This is a genomic window from Flavobacterium xizangense (genome assembly GCF_054075145.1).
On sequence record NZ_JBSIPG010000001.1, the window covers coordinates 441330 to 459092 of the forward strand.

Consider the following 17763-nt stretch of genomic DNA (forward strand, 5'->3'; position numbering starts at 1 on the left):
AAACTATTTACTTTCGATTGTAACTATTTGTAAACGTTTGTAAATGGAAATATTTTTGTATATTTGAGATAAATCCTACGATATGCAGACAAAAATCAATAAAGTTGAGCTCCGTAATTTAGAAATCGAAGATTATAAGCAATTAAAGAATTCGATGATTCAATCCTATCCTGAAATGGCGAATTCGTATTGGCAAATTGAAGACATTGAAAGATTGCTGAGTATTTTTCCAGAAGGCCAACTGGTAATCTTAGTGGACGGCGCCGTAGTAGGATCAGCATTGTCACTTATTGTTGATGAAAAACTCGTCGACAAAAAACACAATTACAGTCAGATTCTTGGTGACTATACTTTTTCAACACATAATTCCGACGGTGAAATTTTGTATGGAATAGATGTTTTCATTCATCCAAATTACCGTGGACTCCGCTTAGGCCGACGACTATATGATACACGAAAAGAACTCTGTGAACAATTAAATCTAAAAGCAATTGTTTTTGCAGGAAGAATTCCAAATTATGCGCAACATTCTAAAAAATTAAGTCCAAAAAATTATATCGAAAAAGTAAAACATAAAGAATTGTATGATCCTGTACTTTCTTTTCAGCTAAGTAATGATTTTCATGTTTTGAGAATTATAAAAAATTATCTGGAAGGCGACGAAGAATCAAAAGAATTTGCGGTTTTACTGGAATGGAATAATATTTATTATGACGAAAGTCCGAAACTAATCAATCTTGAAAAAAGCGTCATCAGATTGGGTTTGATTCAATGGCAGATGCGTCAATTGAATAATCTGGAAGAATTTTTTGAACAGGCAGAGTTTTTTATTGATGTAGTGTCTGGTTATGGAAGCGATTTTGCCTTATTTCCAGAACTTTTCATTGCGCCATTGATGGCCGATTATAATCATTTATCTGAAGCCGAAGCAATTCGGGAACTCGCCCGGTATTCGGACCCAATCAGAAAACGTTTCCAGGAATTTTCCATTTCATACAATATCAACATTATAACCGGAAGTATGCCTTATATGGAAAATGGGAATTTATACAATGTTGGTTTTTTATGTAAAAGAGATGGAACTTCGGAAATGTATACCAAAATCCATATCACGCCAAACGAAGTGGTGCATTGGGGAATGAAAGGCGGTTCAGCATTTAAAACCTTTGATACGGATTGTGGTAAAATTGGAATTTTAATCTGCTACGATGTCGAATTTCCAGAGCTTTCAAGATTATTGGCCGATGAAGGAATGAATATCCTTTTTGTTCCCTTTCTAACCGATACTCAAAATGGTTATACGCGCGTAAAACATTGTTCGCAGGCACGGGCAATCGAAAATGAATGTTATGTTGCCATTGCCGGCTGCGTTGGAAATCTTCCAAAAGTAAATAATATGGATATTCAATATGCGCAGGCATCTGTTTTTACACCTTCGGATTTTGCTTTTCCGAGTAATGGAATTAAGGCAGAAGCGACTCCAAATACAGAAATGACATTAATTGTCGACGTCGATTTAAATTTATTAAAAGAGCTTCACGAACACGGAAGTGTCCACACTTTAAAAGACAGAAGAACAGATTTATATGAAATTAAAAAACTAAATTCATGAAGACTTGCCTCGAATGTTCCGAAAAAATTGTTGGCAGAGAAGACAAAAAATTTTGCTCAGACAGCTGCCGAAATGCTTACAACAACAAAATAAATAAAGACAGCACTAATTTTATGCGGAATGTGAACAATAAATTACGCAAAAATTACCGTATTTTGGCCGAATTAAATACCGAAGGAAAATCGAAAGCAACGAGGGAAAAAATGATAAATAAAGGTTTTGATTTTGATTTCTTTACCAATATCTTGCAGACCAAAACAGGAAATACCTACTATTTCTTGTATGACCAAGGATATCGATCTTTGGATAACGATTATTTTATGCTAGTTAAAAAAGAAATATAGACAATTCATCATGAAAAAAAACCCCACCTCAATTCTTGGATTTCTTTGTGTATTAGGCATTTTGGGCATTATTTATGCCACAATGATGCCACAATATATTTCTCGGGAAGAAGAAGCGCTCGCTGAATTCTCGACGGAAAGAGCCTTGAATCAGGTAGAAATAATTGCGCAAAAACCGCATTATGTAGGGTCGACCAATCATGAATTAGTTGCTAATTATTTAATACTTGAACTCAATAGAATTGGATTAGAAACTTCCATTCAGGAAGGATTTACACTTAATGACAAAGGTCTTTTGGTAAAATCTAAAAATATTCTGGCGCGCATCAAAGGAACTAATAATTCAAAAGCGCTTTTACTTCTTTCACATTACGACAGTGCTCCGCATTCTTTTTCAAAAGGTGCAAGCGACGATGCTTCAGGAGTTGCAACCATTCTTGAAGGAATTCGTGCCTTTTTATATGCTAAACAACCTCATAAAAATGATATTATAATTCTTTTTTCTGATGCCGAAGAATTAGGTTTAAATGGTGCGGCACTTTTTGTAAACAAACATCCATGGGCAAAGGACGTTGGTTTAGTCCTAAACTTCGAAGCAAGAGGTTCATCTGGTCCGAGTTACATGTTGATGGAAACCAACAAAGGAAATAAAGCTCTTGTAAAGGAATTTGCAAATGCAAAAGCAGCTTATCCTGTTTCTAATTCATTGATGTACAGCATTTACAAAATGCTTCCAAATGATACCGACTTAACCGTTTTTAGAGAACAAGGCAAAATTCAGGGTTTCAATTTTGCTTTTATCGACGGACATTACAATTATCACACACAGCAAGACGATGTACAACATTTGAACAAAACTACTTTAGCACATCAGGGATCTTACTTGATGCCTTTATTGAAATATTTATCAAATGCCGATTTAAATGCTACTGATTCTACTGAAGATGATGTTTATTTCAGTGTTCCTTTTTCTTTCATCAGTTATCCGTTTTCATGGGTAACACCAATGACGCTAATCGCTTTAGGATTATTGATTCTTTTTATTTTTATCGGAAAAGCCAAACATATTATAAGCTTTAGAGAAATTTTCAAAGGCTTTGTACCACTTTTAGGTGCTGTAGTCATTGCTGGATTAGTGACTTTTTTAGGATGGAAAATTGTTTTAGAAATTTATCCGCAATATTCTGATTTACTCAACGGATTCACTTATAACGGCCACGCTTATATTGGCGCATTCGTTACACTGAGTATAGCCATTTGCTTTGCCTTCTATCATCATTTTTCTGAACCAAAATCATCAATGAATCATTTTGCCACTGCATTGCTGCTTTGGATTATTATAAATGGTTTTATTGCCAATAGTTTGGTTGGAGCAGGTTTCTTGATTGTTCCGGTTTACTTTGGTATCCTTTTATTCGGAATTTATGTTCTTACCGGACACAATAGTTTAGCATTAAATCTATTGTTTTCTATTCCGGCTTTAATCATCATTGCTCCATTTATTGTGATGTTTCCAATTGGCCTTGGATTAAAAATTCTTTTTGGAAGTGCAATACTAACCGTTCTTGCATTTGGTTTACTTCTTCCGGTATTTGGCTCTTTTATTAAAAAAGGAGCTTGGACGATGTTCTTCTTTGCCATTTCAATTGGCTTTTTCATCTATGCGGGCTATCATTCTGGATACGAACACGGAAAAGCAAAATCAAATAGTTTGTTATATGTTTATAATGCAAACAACAATTCGGCTGTATGGACCACTTATGATGTTAATTTAGACGATTGGACAAAATCATATTTGGGCGAAAAAAATCAAAAGGCAGTTGGATTAAATAGTCTTCCACTTGCCAGCAAATACAATTCTGGTTTTACTTATAGCGCGATTGCTCCTGTTGTTGATGTTCCGAAACCAACAATTTCTTTCCTTAGAGACAGCGTAATAAGCAACAAAAGATTTCTAAAAATCAGAATAACGCCAAACCGAAAAGTAAACCGTTATGACATTTTTGCCAACCCAAAAATGACATTTTATAACTTTAAGGCAAACGGTGTTGCTACTTCAGGCGAAAAAACCAATAAACTTGAGCGTGAAGGCGCAAAAATATTATGCTATTATGTTGTAGGCAACGAACCTCTTGAAATGGAATTCTATATTAACAAATCATCGATTTTTGATATGGATTTAATTGAAAGCTCTTTCGATTTAATGACTAATCCGTTGCTTAAAGTCAAACCAAGAAGCGATTGGATGATGCCAACTCCATTTGTATTGAATGACGCTGTTTTAGTTCAGCAAAAAATAAAAAGATACACAGCGCCAGTACCACAATTACCTGTTGCTCCTGTAACAGATAGTTTAGCCGTTGTGAAAGACAGTTTGAAGCCATCAGTTATTAAACCAGAATAAAAACAAATTCAGCCTAATTTTAATTATTAAAGATGAAAAAAAACTTCTTGCTTTTTTTAACTTTTACAAGTCTTTCAGGACTTCAAGCACAAACGGTTGAAGAAAAAATCGCAGCAAAAGCCTGTGAGTGTTTAGAAAAAAGTTCAAAAATTACTGAAGATGTTTACAGAGATTGTCTCACAAATCCAATGGGTGAACTGATTTTAACAGATAAAGATCCAAAGGTCAGAGAATCGATAAATACTGTCGATGGAATTAAAACCATGATTCTTAAAATTCAAGGTGTCGTTTCCAAAAAATGTCCCAACTTAGTTCCGAGTTCAACGGAAAACAAAGACGATGTTTTTTACGGCGAATCAAAAAATAAAAAAGCGCAGAATTTTTATGTAATCGCGAAAGATTATATGCAAAAGAACAATTACAAACTGGCAATTGAAAGTTTTCTGCTGGCTTTAAATGAAGATCCCAATTTTGTTCTTGCGCTTGATGATATTGCAGTTTCCTACCGACAATTGAATGATTACGATAACGCGATAAAATATTATAAAAAATCATTAGAAGTTTATCCCGAAGGAAACTTTGCTTTGATGAATATTGGCGTCGTTTATACTTTTAAATCCGATTATAAAACTGCTATCAGCTATTATGAAAAACTGATTCAATATCACCCAAATAATGCTGAAGGCTATTTTGGTGCCGGAAAAAACTATTTTCTGATGAAAGATGATGAAAAGGCATTAGACAATATTTTTATCGCACATGTTATTTACACGAATGAAAATTCAGATTATCAGAAAGATTCAGAGCAGATGCTGGGTGCTATTTATCAGAAGATGAAATCGGAAAACAAAGAAGATTTATTCAAAAAAATTGGAGAGAAAAACAATGTTAAAATAGAATAAAATGGCAACAAATATTTCTACAATCGTTCTGAATGCCCCAATCGAAAAAGTATGGAATGCCTTGACAAAACCTGAATTGGTCAAACAATGGCAATATGGAAGCGACCTCATCACAAACTGGGAGAAAGGCAGTGAAATACGATTTAGAAATGAATGGGAAGGCCAGGTTTTTGAACAATGGGGAACAATTTTAGAAGTTGTTCCAAATCAGAAAATCAGTTACTCCTTATTTTTCCCAAGACCGGGATTAGAAGACAAAACGGAGAATTATTTCATCATGAATTATATTTTATCTGAAGAAAATCAAAAAATAAAACTTCAAATTATCCAGGAAGACAATCGCCCAGGAGCCGTCCAGGAAGAGCCACAAGGCGAAGAAAATCCAATTTTACAAGGTTTAAAAGCTTTAATTGAAGCTTAAAATTAGGTTCTGAGATGCTAAGATTCTAAGGTACTAAGGTTTCTCAGTATATCAAAACAACAAAAAGCACTATTTTCATAGTGCTTTTTGTTGTTTTATGTGTTTGCTAAAAAAAACTTAGCACCTTAGAATCTTAGCATCTTAGAACCTTTAAAGGCTTAACATGCACATTCAATTTTCAATCCTTCCTTCACTCCTTTTGCGCCTTCTGTTGCATAACCGTCAAACTTCCACCACTCAATTCCGCCAATTAACTCTTTCACTTTAAATCCTAATTTTGTCATATTCAAAGCGCCTTTGGTTGAAGCATTGCAGCCAATTCCGTCGCAATACGTAACATACAAAACGTCTCGGTCTAAATGTTGTGTTGTTTCTAAATTCATTTCGCGATGCGGAATATTAATCGCATTCGGAATATGTTCTGCTTCAAATCCAAAAGCTTTTCTGGCATCAAGTGCAATTACTTTTTCACCATTATTTAAAGCTTCAAATAAATCAGAAGGATCCATTTCAAAGGCCAGTTTATTTTCGTAATGTTTGATTTGCGCTTCCATAGTTTGTTGTTTTAAAGGTTTTGTTTTTCCAAAAGTAAAACGGTTTCAGTTTTCATAAAAACGAAAAGAATTCATGCAGAACATTACTTTTTTTCATACAAAAGCCACTCTAAAATTTTGTTACTTTGTGTATTAATAGTCTAAAAATGGAAATACGTCATTTAAAATTGATAAAAGCAATTGTTGAAGAAGGAAGCATCACAAAAGCAATCGACAAACTTCATTTGACACAATCCGCATTGAGTCATCAGCTCAAAGAGGCAGAATATCAATTGGGTACGGCCATTTTTTTGCGAACCAACAAAAAATTGGTTTTAACAAAAGCGGGCGAAAAAATCTACGACCTAGCTAACGAAATCCTGAACAAACTCTCAGAAACCCAAACGCAAATCAAACAAATGGTTTTTGGCGAATATGGTGAAATCCGAATCAGTACCGAATGTTTTTCTAGTTATCACTGGCTTCCATCGGTTATGAAACAATTTCATTTGCTGTATCCTAATGTCGAATTGAAAATTATTGCCGAAGCGACTCATATTCCGCTTCAAAAACTTTTGGATAATACGATAGATATTGCTGTTGTAAGCGATACAATTAAAGACAATAACATTAAATACACTGAGCTTTTTCAAGACGAAGTGGTAATGGCGGTTTCTGAAAATCATCCGTGGGCTGATAAAAAATATGTCGTTGCAGAGGATTTTGTAAATGAACATTTGATTATTCATTCGCTTCCGATGGAAACCGTAACTATTCACCAATTTCTTTTGGCTCCAGCCAAAGTTTCACCAAAAAAAATTACACCCATGCCGCTGACAGAAGCTTCTCTAGAAATGGTAAAAGCCGATATGGGCGTAATGTCAATGGCAAAATGGGCGCTTCAGCCGCATTTAAAAACCAGTCCGATACGAGCAATCAAAGTCGGGAAAAATGGTTTGAAACGAAAACATTTCATCGCAACTCGCGCGAATGAAAATTATCCGGATTATTTCCATCATTTCATCAATTTTCTTCAAACCGAAATTAATTTACAATGGAATATTTAATCCGAAATTGTGAAATCTCTGATTTACCTAAACTCTTAGTTTTACTTCAAAAACATGCAGAATTCGAAAAAGCTGAATTTTCATCTGAAGGAAAAGAAGAAAATCTAAAAAATGCTTTATTCAACGAAAAACCCAAATTATTCTGTTTGGTTGTTGCCACAAAAGAAACAATTATTGGTTATGCTTCGTATACTTTTGATTTCTCAACCTGGGATGCTTCGACATTTTTATACATGGATTGTTTGTTTTTAGAAGAAAACGCACGAAGTTTTGGAATTGGAGAAGTTTTAATCGAAAAGCTCAAGGAAATCGGAACTCAAAACAATTGCGTAAATATTCAATGGCAGACTCCAGAATTCAATGAACGAGCAATCAAGTTTTACAAGAGAATTGGTGCAAAAGGAAAGGATAAAGTCCGATTTACGCTAACTTTGTGAGATAACTAAAACTAAAGCTATTTAATCTCGCAAAGTCGCAGAGTCGCAAAGAAAATTAAACTTGGCGTCTTAGCGACTTTGCGAGATTATTACTCAAAGCAAACAAAAATGACAAAAATAAGTATACTTGGTTGTGGCTGGCTCGGTCTTCCTTTATCGAAAAAATTAATCGAAAAAGGAAATTCGATAAAAGGCTCAACAACTTCAGAAAATAAACTCGCAATTTTAAAAGATTCGGGAATAGATCCGTTTTTGGTTACACTTGAAAGCGAAGGTATTTCAGAAAGCGTAAATGCTTTTTTATCTGAAAGTGAAATCTTAATTATAGATATTCCGCCAAAATTGAGAGCGGTCGATCCAAACGCTGAAAAGAAAGTTTTTGTCGAAAAAATCAAGAATCTAATTCCGTTTATAGAAAAATCATCTGTTGAGAAAGTACTTTTTGTGAGTTCAACTTCCGTTTACGGCGATGAAAATGATTTCATAAACGAAGAAACCGCTCCTAATCCTGAAACAGAAAGCGGAAAACAATTGCTTTTGGCAGAAAATATTCTTCTTGAAAACAAAAACTTCCAAACCACAATTTTACGTTTCGGCGGATTAATCGGCGAAGACCGACATCCTGTAAAAAATTTATCCGGAAAAGAAAACCTTGAAAATCCAGATGCTCCAGTAAATTTGATTCATCAAAATGACTGCATTCGCATTATTGAAGAAATCATAAACCAATCAAAATGGAATGAAGTTTTCAACGCTGTTGCGCCTTTTCATCCAACAAGAGAGGAATATTATACTCAAAAAGCAGAAGAACAAAATCTTGTTTTACCGAAATTCAGTTCTGACAAATCGAATATTAAAAAGACGATTTCTAGCGAAAAAATTCAAACCAGTTTAAAATATAACTTCAATATGGAAAAATATTAAACCATACAAGTTATATAAGTTCATTTAAAATAAGATTTGGAAACTTTCAGAGTTTTCCGAAAACAAAAACTTAAATTACTTATATAATTTACATGGTTTAAAAAACTTTGCGAACTTTGCAAATGTCTTTGTGCCTTTGCGGTAAAATTATTCGATAAATTATGGAAACAGTTTATATCAATTCGCCTTTAGGAATCACCAAAATTGTTGGAGATGAAAATGGTATTTCGGTAATTTCTGTTTCTGATGTTGGCAAAAATGAAGTTTCTAAAAAAATCCCAAAAGTTTTAAAAGATGCTGTTTCTCAATTAAATGAATATTTTGAAGGCAAAAGAACCGATTTTGAATTAAAACTGAATCCACAAGGAACCGAATTTCAACAAAAAGTATGGAAAGCATTATTGGAAATTCCGTACGGGAAAACAGTAAGTTATATGGATCAGACTAAAAAACTGGGCGATGTAAAAGCAATTCGCGCAGTGGCATCGGCAAATGGAAAAAATCCGCTTTGGATTGTGGTTCCTTGCCATCGCGTTATTGGGACAAACGGATCTTTAACCGGTTACGCCGGCGGATTGTCACGCAAAAAATGGCTTTTGGAACATGAAAATCCAAGTAAACAGCAAAGTTTGTTTTAAAAAATAAGTTAATTCTTATATAAAGATTGATTTTTCGTACTTTTATAAATCGAGAAGTCTAAAAATCTAACATCTAAGATGTCTAAATAATGATCGAAAAAATAAACCTCAATAACATTTTGTTTCTTGATATTGAAACCGTTCCAGAAGAAGAAAATTTCAATTCGCTTGACGCAGAAATGCAATCGCTTTGGGATTTAAAAACACAATATCAGCGAAAAGACGATTTCACACCCGAAGAATTTTATAATCGTGCCGGAATTTGGGCGGAGTTTGGTAAGATTATTTGTATTTCGGTTGGCTTTTTCACCATCAAAGGGGATATTCGAAACTTTAGAGTGACTTCTTTTTTCGGAGAAGAGAAAAAGATTTTGAAAGACTTTAATAATTTGCTGAACAATCACTTCAATCAACCACAGCATCTCTTGTGCGGACATAATGCAAAAGAATTTGATATTCCGTTTATCGCACGCCGAATGATCATCAATCAAATTGCAATTCCGGATAAACTGAATTTATTTGGGAAAAAACCTTGGGAAATTCCGCATTTGGATACTTTGGAATTATGGAAGTTTGGTGATTACAAGCATTTTACATCTTTAAAATTATTGACAAAAATTCTTGGAGTTCCTTCTCCAAAAGGTGATATCGACGGAAGTCAGGTGGCGCATGTTTTCTACGTTGAAAAAGATATTGACCGAATTGTGACGTATTGCGAAAAAGACACGATTGCCGTTGCTCAAATTTTTCTTCGTTTGCGCCGAGAAGATTTATTGATTGATGACGAGATTATTCATGTCTGATTCTTTTTAAGGTGCTAAGGTTCTAAGTTGCTAAGATACTGAGGTTTCTTAGCATGAACTTATATCACTGATATGGTTAAATAAAAAGTTTTAAAAATGATTCATTCTGAAATTTCACATCATCGTTTGGTTGCTCAAAAGCTTTATAAATCAAGTCCTTGTTCTCCGCAAGAAATTGTCAAGCATTTCGGAGCAATGCAGGCACAGGATTATGCAATGGCAAAATGGGCGATTGGTTCTCGTTGCGATGCAAGCGAAAAAGAGATTGAAGAAGCGATAAATTCGGCCAAAATTATTCGGACACATATTTTGCGTCCAACATGGCATTTTGTTTCTGCTGAAGATATTTACTGGATGTTGGATCTTTCTGCGCCACAAGTGAAACGTTTTACCGCTTCGGCGGCTAAAAAATTTGATTATGACGACAAAAAGCTAAATCATGCAAATGCTGCAATTGAAAAGCTTTTATCTGGAAATAATCATTTAACGCGTGAGGAAATCATGCGGGAGCTCAATATCAAAAAAACTTCAAGCGTTGATTTTCTAAGCGCGGCCATTATGATGAATGCCGAATTGGATGGTTTGGTTTGTAATGGAAAAATGAAAGGCAAACAAATCACTTATGCTTTACTTGAAGAAAGAGTTCCGAAGCCAAAAAACAAACTAACAAAAGAAGAAGCTTTAGCAAAACTTGCTCTAAGATATTTTGAAAGTCATGGTCCGGCAACTTTGCTGGATTTTTCGTGGTGGTCCGGTTTTCCTCCTACTATTTGCAAAAAAACCATTGATGCAATTATGTTGCAATTAAATAGCATTGAAATCGAAAATCAAAATTATTATTTTGTTAATCAATCAATTGAAAACAATAACTTCGAGGAAAGCATTCACTTTCTTCCTGCTTTTGATGAAATTTTAATTTCATACAAAACTCGCGAAGCTTCCTTTTTGACACAAAATCAATCGAAGGTTTTTACCAATAATGGTATTTTCAAACCAATAATTTTAGAAAACGGAAAAGTAATCGGAATCTGGAAAAGAACGATTAAAAAAGATCAAGTCAGAATAGAAGCTGAATTTTTCGACGAAACTGAATCAAGCAAAAAACAGTTTATTTTTGAAGAAATTAAATCTTTTGAAAAGTATCTGGAAACGAAAGTTATTATCGAATAAATAGGATTTTAAGTGACGAATTGTTCTTTTTAGCGATTACTTCTCGTTTCGATACTTAAATCTTTATGCTTATTATTGCTAAATAATTACATTTACAAAAAATTACAATTATGGTATTAAGCAGATTTTGGTTAGCGATTTTTATTTCTTCTATTCTCTTTATTGTAGTCAGTTTATTCACTGCCAATACTTACACTATTGATTCTGTATTGAATGGAAAAAAAGACGATCCAATTTTAGTTTCTGAAAAATACATTGAAGAACTTCCTGCTTTCATCAAAGACAGCATTTCAAAAGCGAAAGATCAAACCATGATTATCAATCGTGACACACTAAATGCTGACACAACTTACGTTTACAAAAACAAAACGGTAAAAATTTACAGTGGCCTGCAAAAATCTGATGGTTTATTACCGACTTGCAAAAGTACTTTGGTTGATTTAATTCTTCCTCTTATTGCCTATTTAGCCTTTTTCTGCGGATTAATGGAACTTTTAATTATTTCTGGAGCATCAGGAAAATTAGCTAAAACTTTAAGCCCCGTTTTTGTAAAAGTGTTTCCAACTATTCCTAAAAACCACCCGTCGATTTCCTATATGACCTTAAACTTTGCTGCCAATTTCCTCGGATTAGATTCGGCTGCAACACCATTTGGATTAAAAGCAATGGAAAGTTTACAGGAAATAAACCCCGAAAAAGATAAAGCTAGCGATGCACAAATCATGTTTATGTGTCTGCATGCATCTGGTTTGACTTTGATTGCGACTTCAATTATTGGATATCGCGCTGCTGCAAACGCAACAAATCCAGCCGATGTAATACTTCCTTGTGTTATTACTTCGTTTATTGGTACAATTGCAGCTTTCTTAATTGTTGGGATCAAACAAAAAATTAATTTTAAAAGTGCTTCACTTGTAATTGGCTTAATCACCATGATTGCTGCGATTGTAGGTTTACTGATGTATGTGAATCATTTGGACTTAATTGGAAAAAATTACTTTACTTCTAATCTTTCAGGTTTAATTTTACTTACAATTGTTCTTTTTACTTTGATTTTCTCTTTCACGCACGAGAAAAAATTCAAAGAAGCTGATACTACTGTTTTCGACACTTTTGTAGTTGGGGCAAACAACGGAGTTAAAACCGGAGTTACGATTTTCCCTTATGTTTTGGGAATGTTGGTTGCAATTTCATTATTCAGAAACAGCGGATTATTCGAAATCATCAGTGACGGAATCGGATTTGTATTTTCTAATTTGGGCGTAAGCCAGGAAATTACAAATGCACTTCCTGTTGCAATGCTTCGTCCGTTTAGTTCTGCAGGATCAAGAGGTTTTTTAATTGATTCAATGAATACTTTTGGTGCCGATTCTTTAACAGCGAGATTAAGTAGTATTTTTCAATGTAGTGCAGAAAGCACTTTTTATGTAATTGCGGTCTATTTTGGATCTGTGAATATTAAAAATACACGCTATGCTTTGGGCACCATGCTTTTGGTTGACTTGATTTGTGTGATTACTGCGATTTTTGTGGCGACTTGGTTTTTTTAAAACATTAACATATACATTAAACTGGACTGAAGTCCAGCCCTACAAAATAAATCGTTCCTCCGGAACTTTATAAAGAGCCAGCTGCTCTAGCTATATTGTTGAGTTGGGCTTCAGTCCAGTTTAACCATATAAATGATTTGATTACATTTATTTGTAAGATTATTTTGTAATTTTGAGATTAAAATTCAATCTTTTAAGTTTATTACAAAATGTCAAACACCTTTCATCAAGTTTATATCCAGGCCGTTTTTGCAGTCAAATACCGAGAAGCTTTAATTACTCCTGAATGCAAATCTAAAATCTTAAGTGTAATTGGAAATTTGATCAATGAAACAGGTTGTAAAACAATTATTGTAAACGGCACGGAAGATCATGTTCACTGTCTTCTAGCATTAAAACCAACCGTTTCTATTTCAGATTTGATGAAGGTTGTAAAAGGAAAATCATCAAAATTTATCAATGATTATCAATTGACAAAAAGCAAATTTGAATGGCAAGAAGGCTATGGGGTTTTTTCATATAGTAAATCTCATATAAATGCTGTTTATAAATATATTGCTAATCAAGAAGCATATCATAAAAAGCAAAATTTCAAAGACGAATACTCCTCTTTCTTAAATAAATATAATGTCAAATTTGACGAAAGATGTGTTTTTGAAAATCTAATATAACATCACGCCATATTAAATTTATTACATTCAAACTGGACTGAAGTCCAGCTCTACAATATAGTTCGAGCCGTTGGCTCTTTCGAAAGTTCCAGAGGAACGATTTATTTTGTAGAGCTGGACTTCAGTCCAGTTTACATATGGTGAATGTTTTTTTTAAATTTTTCTTTTATAAATTAATCCACACAAACGGCCCTAATTCAAATTCTTTCTTAGGTAAATAATTTCTAACTTTGTAAAAAAACAAAACAATGATTGATTTTATATACCAAGATCCTTATCCAATTTTAAAGGATGAGACACAATACCGCAAAATCACCTCTGATTTTGTAAAAGTTGAAAAATTTGGAGAACGTGAAGTTTTAACAGTAGATCCAAAAGGTTTAGAATTATTAGCCGAAGAAGCTTTAACAGATGTTTCGTTCATGCTTAGAACGACACATTTACAAAAATTAAGAAACATTCTTGACGATCCTGAAGCTACAGACAATGATCGTTTTGTTGCTTATAATTTACTTCAAAATGCTTCTGTTGCTGCTGAAGGCCAATTACCGAGCTGTCAGGATACTGGAACGGCAATCGTTATGGCGAAAAAGGGTGAAAGTATTTTCACCGGTGTGGATGATGCAGAATGGTTAAGCAAAGGAATTTTCAATACCTACCAAAAACGTAACTTACGTTATTCTCAAATCGTTCCGATTTCGATGTTTGAAGAAAAAAATTCAGGTTCAAATCTTCCGGCTCAAATTGATATTTATTCTAAAAAAGGAGCTTCATACGAGTTTTTGTTTATGGCAAAAGGTGGAGGATCTGCAAATAAGACTTATTTATACCAACAAACAAAATCATTATTGAATGATAAATCTTTGGATGCATTTATTCGTGCAAAAATCAAAGATTTAGGAACTTCGGCTTGTCCTCCTTATCACTTGGCTTTAGTAATAGGTGGAACTTCTGCGGAAGCGAACCTAAGTGCCGTTAAAAAAGCATCTGCAGGATATTATGATCACTTGCCAACTTCAGGAAACATGGCCGGTCAGGCATTTCGTGATTTAGAGTGGGAAGAACGCGTTCAGAAAATCTGCCAGGAAAGTGAAATTGGCGCTCAGTTTGGTGGAAAATATTTCACGCATGATGTTCGTGTAATACGTTTGCCTCGTCACGCGGCTTCTTGTCCGGTTGGATTAGGTGTTTCTTGTTCTGCGGATAGAAACATCAAAGGAAAAATCACAAAAGACGGAATCTTCGTTGAGCAATTGGAAGTAAATCCGAAACAATTTTTACCGGAAACGGCTCCACATTTAGAAGCTCCGGTTGAAATTGATTTAGATCAGCCAATGGCAGATATTTTGGCGAAATTATCTCAATATCCTATCAAAACCCGCTTAAAATTAAACGGAACTGTTATTGTTGCCCGAGATATAGCACACGCAAAAATCAAAGAATTACTAGACGCTGGAAAACCAATGCCGGAATACTTTAAAAATCACCCGGTTTATTACGCTGGTCCGGCAAAAACTCCGGAAGGAATGGCTTCAGGAAGTTTTGGGCCAACAACGGCTGGACGTATGGATGTTTATGTGGATGAATTCCAAAAACATGGCGGAAGTATGATTATGCTTGCTAAAGGAAATCGTACGAAACAAGTTACGGATGCCTGCAACAAATATGGAGGATTCTATTTGGGTTCTATTGGAGGTCCTGCTGCGATTTTGGCGCAAGACAACATCTTAAAAGTTGAAGTTGTTGATTTTGAAGAATTAGGTATGGAAGCGGTTCGTAAAATTACCGTAAAAGATTTCCCTGCATTCATCATTACTGATGATAAAGGAAATGATTTCTTCGAGAATTTATAGTCTAAGACACTAAGGTTCTAAGATATTGAGATTCTAAGTTTTCTTTATAAATATTAAAAACCGCCCAAAAGGCGGTTTTTATATTTATAAATGTTTTGCTCTAAATATTAAGCACTAAGCGCATTTTTCTCAAATGCTATAAAATGCGAAACTTCTCCTTTCGAATTATAAACAGGAAAACCGTTGATGTGACAACTGTATACCTTTCCGTTTTTTTTGTAGTTATCAATTGTCTTTTCAAATGAAATTTTTGAATGAATTGCTTCCCTGATTTCTTGCAAAACATGCGGGCACGTTTCCGGACCTTGAAACATTTTAGGTGTGTTTCCTATAATTTCCGCTTCAGTATAACCTGTCATTCTTTTAATTTTGCTGGATGCAAAAACGATTTTTAAATTCAAATCAGTTATTACAATTACTTCATTTTTAATTCGTTCTTCTATTTTAAGTTCTCTTTCATTCCATGCATATTGAGCTGATATAGTATGGAGCCTTTTCAAATCGGCAGTCATGGCTTTTAATTCATTTACATATTCATAGTGAAAATCCCAAGCCAAGATTGGAACCGAATAACGATAAGAAGCTTCTTCAGGGTTAGCGTTTTTCATATTGGAGCGATTTAAATTAGATGACTATTCTCTCAAAGATAAGACTAAAACTTGAACTTTCTTTACGGAAAACCGTATTTTAAAGATTATAACAAATCAAAAAGAAAATTTCAACTGCACAACAACTGCTTTCTTTTCCTCTGTATTTAAGTTACTTAGCGAAATTCCAAGCAATCTTACAGAATCTTTCATTCGTTCTTGATAGAGCAGTTCTTCCACTATTTCTAAAATCAGACTTTTATCCGAAATAAAATAAGGAAGCGTTTTACTTCGGGTTTGTTGTGTAAAATCACTGTATTTTATTTTAAGGGTAACTGTTTTACCTGAAATTTTGTGCTTTTTCAACCGTTTTTCTAATGAAGCTGCAATTCTATCGAGCTGTTCGAGCATAAAAATTTCAGAAGATAAATTGACATCAAAAGTATGTTCGGCTGCAACAGATTTTGTTATGCGATGCGCTTTTACTTCGCTGTTATGAATCCCGCGAACCACTTTATAATAAAAAGCACCAGATTTCCCAAAATGTTTTTCCAGAAATTCTATTGTTTTGCTTTTTAAATCGGCCCCGGTAAAAATTCCAAGTTGATACATTTTTTCGGTTGTTACTTTCCCAACGCCATAAAATTTCCGAATTGGTAATTCTTCTAAAAAAGCTAATACTTCATCCGGATTTACCGTCTTTTGTCCGTTAGGTTTATTGACATCACTGGCAATTTTAGCAACAAATTTGTTTACTGAAATTCCGGCAGATGCTGTAAGTCCAACTTCATTCAAAATTCGCAATCTAATTTCCTGCGCAAGCAAACTCGCACTTGGATTTCCTTTTTTATTTTGCGTTACGTCAAGATAAGCTTCATCCAGCGAAAGCGGCTCGACCAAATCAGTGTATTCATGAAAAATTTTATGGATTTTGGAAGAAATCTCTTTGTAGCGGTCAAATCTCGGACGAACAAAAATAATTTCCGGACAATATTTTTTGGCCAAAACCCCACTGATAGCACTCCGAACACCAAATTTCCTGGCTTCGTAACTTGCAGCCGAAACCACTCCCCGATTTTCAGAACCACCAACTGCAACTGGTTTTCCTCGCAAAGCAGGATTATCCATCTGCTCGACAGAAGCATAAAAAGCATCCATATCAATATGGATAATTTTTCGATATGCAGGCGTTTCAGACATGCTACAAATTTAAACAGTAAAGCCTGAAAAATGATACTAAAAAATCATAAAAAAAGCTACAGTTTTTCAACCATAGCTTTATACTTTCTTTTCAATATAATTTCTAAAATTCTATTCTTAAACCAATTTGGTTTGTACTGGTAATTAAAGTAGTTTTAGGTTCCAATTTATAATTGTCAGCCAAACCTGCATTGTATTTTTCAAGAGCTGCTTTTATTTTTTTTGGATATCCAATTTTAATTGGAATTGATGCGACAATCAAAGCGCCTCCAATAATTGCTGCGGTCATATTTGATTTTTCAGACGGATTCGGATTATAACCTCCTGATGAAGAATTAGGATCAGTATTAGCTGCGATAAGCAAATTAGTTGCCACAAGACCTACGCCTCCATAAAAAAGAACATTTCCCCAAGTTTTTTTATTTCTTCCGGAATTATAAAGTTTCAACGCTTCTGGATTCTCATCCATCAGAGCTCTAACTAAGTTTGTATTTACTTTTTGGTTTTCAGAATTATAAACGGTACCGCCACTTCCGTAAGTAAGCTTACCTTGCGAATATCCTGCAAAAGCAAGCATTAAAAATAAAATAGTTAGGTTTTTTTTCATAAATTGATTTTTGGTTTTTGGTTATGTTTGTAATTTGTTT

At 34.2% G+C, this 17763-nt stretch carries 18 protein-coding genes; 14 read left to right on the top strand and 4 right to left on the bottom strand.

Going from position 1 to position 17763, the window contains the following annotated elements:
• The first annotated feature begins 82 nt into the window (after window positions 1-82).
• The 5 genes from ACWA1B_RS01835 to ACWA1B_RS01855 are packed head-to-tail and all read left to right on the top strand — an operon-like array spanning window position 83 to window position 5683.
• Window positions 83-1612: a GNAT family N-acetyltransferase gene (locus ACWA1B_RS01835; RefSeq protein WP_456904188.1), complete on the top strand. Its 1530-nt coding sequence runs from the start codon at window positions 83-85 to the stop codon at window positions 1610-1612.
• Window positions 1609-1956 (top strand): hypothetical protein, encoded by a 348-nt coding sequence (locus ACWA1B_RS01840; RefSeq protein WP_035652746.1) that lies wholly within the window; start codon window positions 1609-1611, stop codon window positions 1954-1956. Before ACWA1B_RS01835 ends, ACWA1B_RS01840 begins: the two co-directional genes overlap by 4 nt.
• A 10-nt stretch (window positions 1957-1966) precedes the next feature.
• Window positions 1967-4360 (top strand): M28 family peptidase, encoded by a 2394-nt coding sequence (locus tag ACWA1B_RS01845; protein WP_456904190.1) that lies wholly within the window; start codon window positions 1967-1969, stop codon window positions 4358-4360.
• Between the two features lie 32 nt (window positions 4361-4392).
• Complete coding sequence (locus tag ACWA1B_RS01850) at window positions 4393-5262, top strand: tetratricopeptide repeat protein (RefSeq protein ID WP_456904192.1); 870 nt, start codon at window positions 4393-4395, stop codon at window positions 5260-5262.
• 1 nt (window position 5263) lies between these two features.
• Window positions 5264-5683, top strand: a complete 420-nt coding sequence (locus ACWA1B_RS01855) for an SRPBCC family protein (RefSeq protein ID WP_456904193.1) — start codon at window positions 5264-5266, stop codon at window positions 5681-5683.
• A gap of 158 nt (window positions 5684-5841) precedes the next feature.
• On the opposite strand, the gene ACWA1B_RS01860 is transcribed toward ACWA1B_RS01855, so the two are convergent.
• Window positions 5842-6237, bottom strand: coding sequence for a rhodanese-like domain-containing protein (locus tag ACWA1B_RS01860; protein ID WP_456904195.1), 396 nt, complete (start codon window positions 6235-6237; stop codon window positions 5842-5844).
• Window positions 6238-6383: 146 nt separating this feature from the next.
• On the opposite strand from ACWA1B_RS01860, the gene ACWA1B_RS01865 reads away from it, so the two are divergent.
• The 9 genes from ACWA1B_RS01865 (at window position 6384) to ACWA1B_RS01905 (ending at window position 15329) form a co-directional block, all read left to right on the top strand.
• The gene (locus ACWA1B_RS01865) at window positions 6384-7283 is read left to right on the top strand and encodes a LysR family transcriptional regulator (RefSeq protein ID WP_456904197.1); all 900 of its coding nucleotides are present in this window, start codon (window positions 6384-6386) and stop codon (window positions 7281-7283) included.
• Window positions 7271-7720, top strand: a complete 450-nt coding sequence (locus tag ACWA1B_RS01870) for a GNAT family N-acetyltransferase (protein ID WP_456904199.1) — start codon at window positions 7271-7273, stop codon at window positions 7718-7720. The genes ACWA1B_RS01865 and ACWA1B_RS01870 overlap by 13 nt, the downstream gene beginning before the upstream one ends.
• Before the next feature lie 108 nt (window positions 7721-7828).
• Window positions 7829-8644 carry an SDR family oxidoreductase gene (locus ACWA1B_RS01875; protein ID WP_456904200.1) on the top strand — a complete coding sequence of 272 codons (816 nt, stop codon included), beginning with the start codon at window positions 7829-7831 and terminating at the stop codon, window positions 8642-8644.
• Window positions 8645-8805: 161 nt separating this feature from the next.
• Window positions 8806-9282: a methylated-DNA--[protein]-cysteine S-methyltransferase gene (locus ACWA1B_RS01880; protein ID WP_456904202.1), complete on the top strand. Its 477-nt coding sequence runs from the start codon at window positions 8806-8808 to the stop codon at window positions 9280-9282.
• Between the two features lie 89 nt (window positions 9283-9371).
• A complete protein-coding gene (locus tag ACWA1B_RS01885) occupies window positions 9372-10085 on the top strand; it encodes a 3'-5' exonuclease (RefSeq protein ID WP_456904204.1) in 714 nt (237 codons plus the stop codon).
• Window positions 10086-10181: 96 nt separating this feature from the next.
• On the top strand, window positions 10182-11255 hold the full coding sequence (locus ACWA1B_RS01890; protein ID WP_456904206.1) for a winged helix DNA-binding domain-containing protein: 1074 nt from the start codon (window positions 10182-10184) through the stop codon (window positions 11253-11255).
• Between the two features lie 110 nt (window positions 11256-11365).
• On the top strand, window positions 11366-12805 hold the full coding sequence (locus tag ACWA1B_RS01895) for a nucleoside recognition domain-containing protein (protein ID WP_035652720.1): 1440 nt from the start codon (window positions 11366-11368) through the stop codon (window positions 12803-12805).
• A gap of 209 nt (window positions 12806-13014) precedes the next feature.
• The gene (gene tnpA, locus ACWA1B_RS01900; protein WP_456904207.1) at window positions 13015-13476 is read left to right on the top strand and encodes an IS200/IS605 family transposase; all 462 of its coding nucleotides are present in this window, start codon (window positions 13015-13017) and stop codon (window positions 13474-13476) included.
• Between the two features lie 248 nt (window positions 13477-13724).
• Window positions 13725-15329 carry a fumarate hydratase gene (locus tag ACWA1B_RS01905; protein WP_456904209.1) on the top strand — a complete coding sequence of 535 codons (1605 nt, stop codon included), beginning with the start codon at window positions 13725-13727 and terminating at the stop codon, window positions 15327-15329.
• Between the two features lie 107 nt (window positions 15330-15436).
• Here ACWA1B_RS01905 and ACWA1B_RS01910 read toward each other — a convergent pair whose 3' ends face one another.
• From ACWA1B_RS01910 to ACWA1B_RS01920, 3 genes are all read right to left on the bottom strand, one after another.
• On the bottom strand, window positions 15437-15937 hold the full coding sequence (locus ACWA1B_RS01910) for a PAS domain-containing protein (RefSeq protein ID WP_456904211.1): 501 nt from the start codon (window positions 15935-15937) through the stop codon (window positions 15437-15439).
• A gap of 96 nt (window positions 15938-16033) precedes the next feature.
• On the bottom strand, window positions 16034-17116 hold the full coding sequence (gene dinB, locus ACWA1B_RS01915; protein ID WP_456904212.1) for a DNA polymerase IV: 1083 nt from the start codon (window positions 17114-17116) through the stop codon (window positions 16034-16036).
• Window positions 17117-17219: 103 nt separating this feature from the next.
• Window positions 17220-17723 carry a hypothetical protein gene (locus ACWA1B_RS01920; protein ID WP_456904214.1) on the bottom strand — a complete coding sequence of 168 codons (504 nt, stop codon included), beginning with the start codon at window positions 17721-17723 and terminating at the stop codon, window positions 17220-17222.
• Between the last annotated feature and the right edge of the window lie 40 nt (window positions 17724-17763).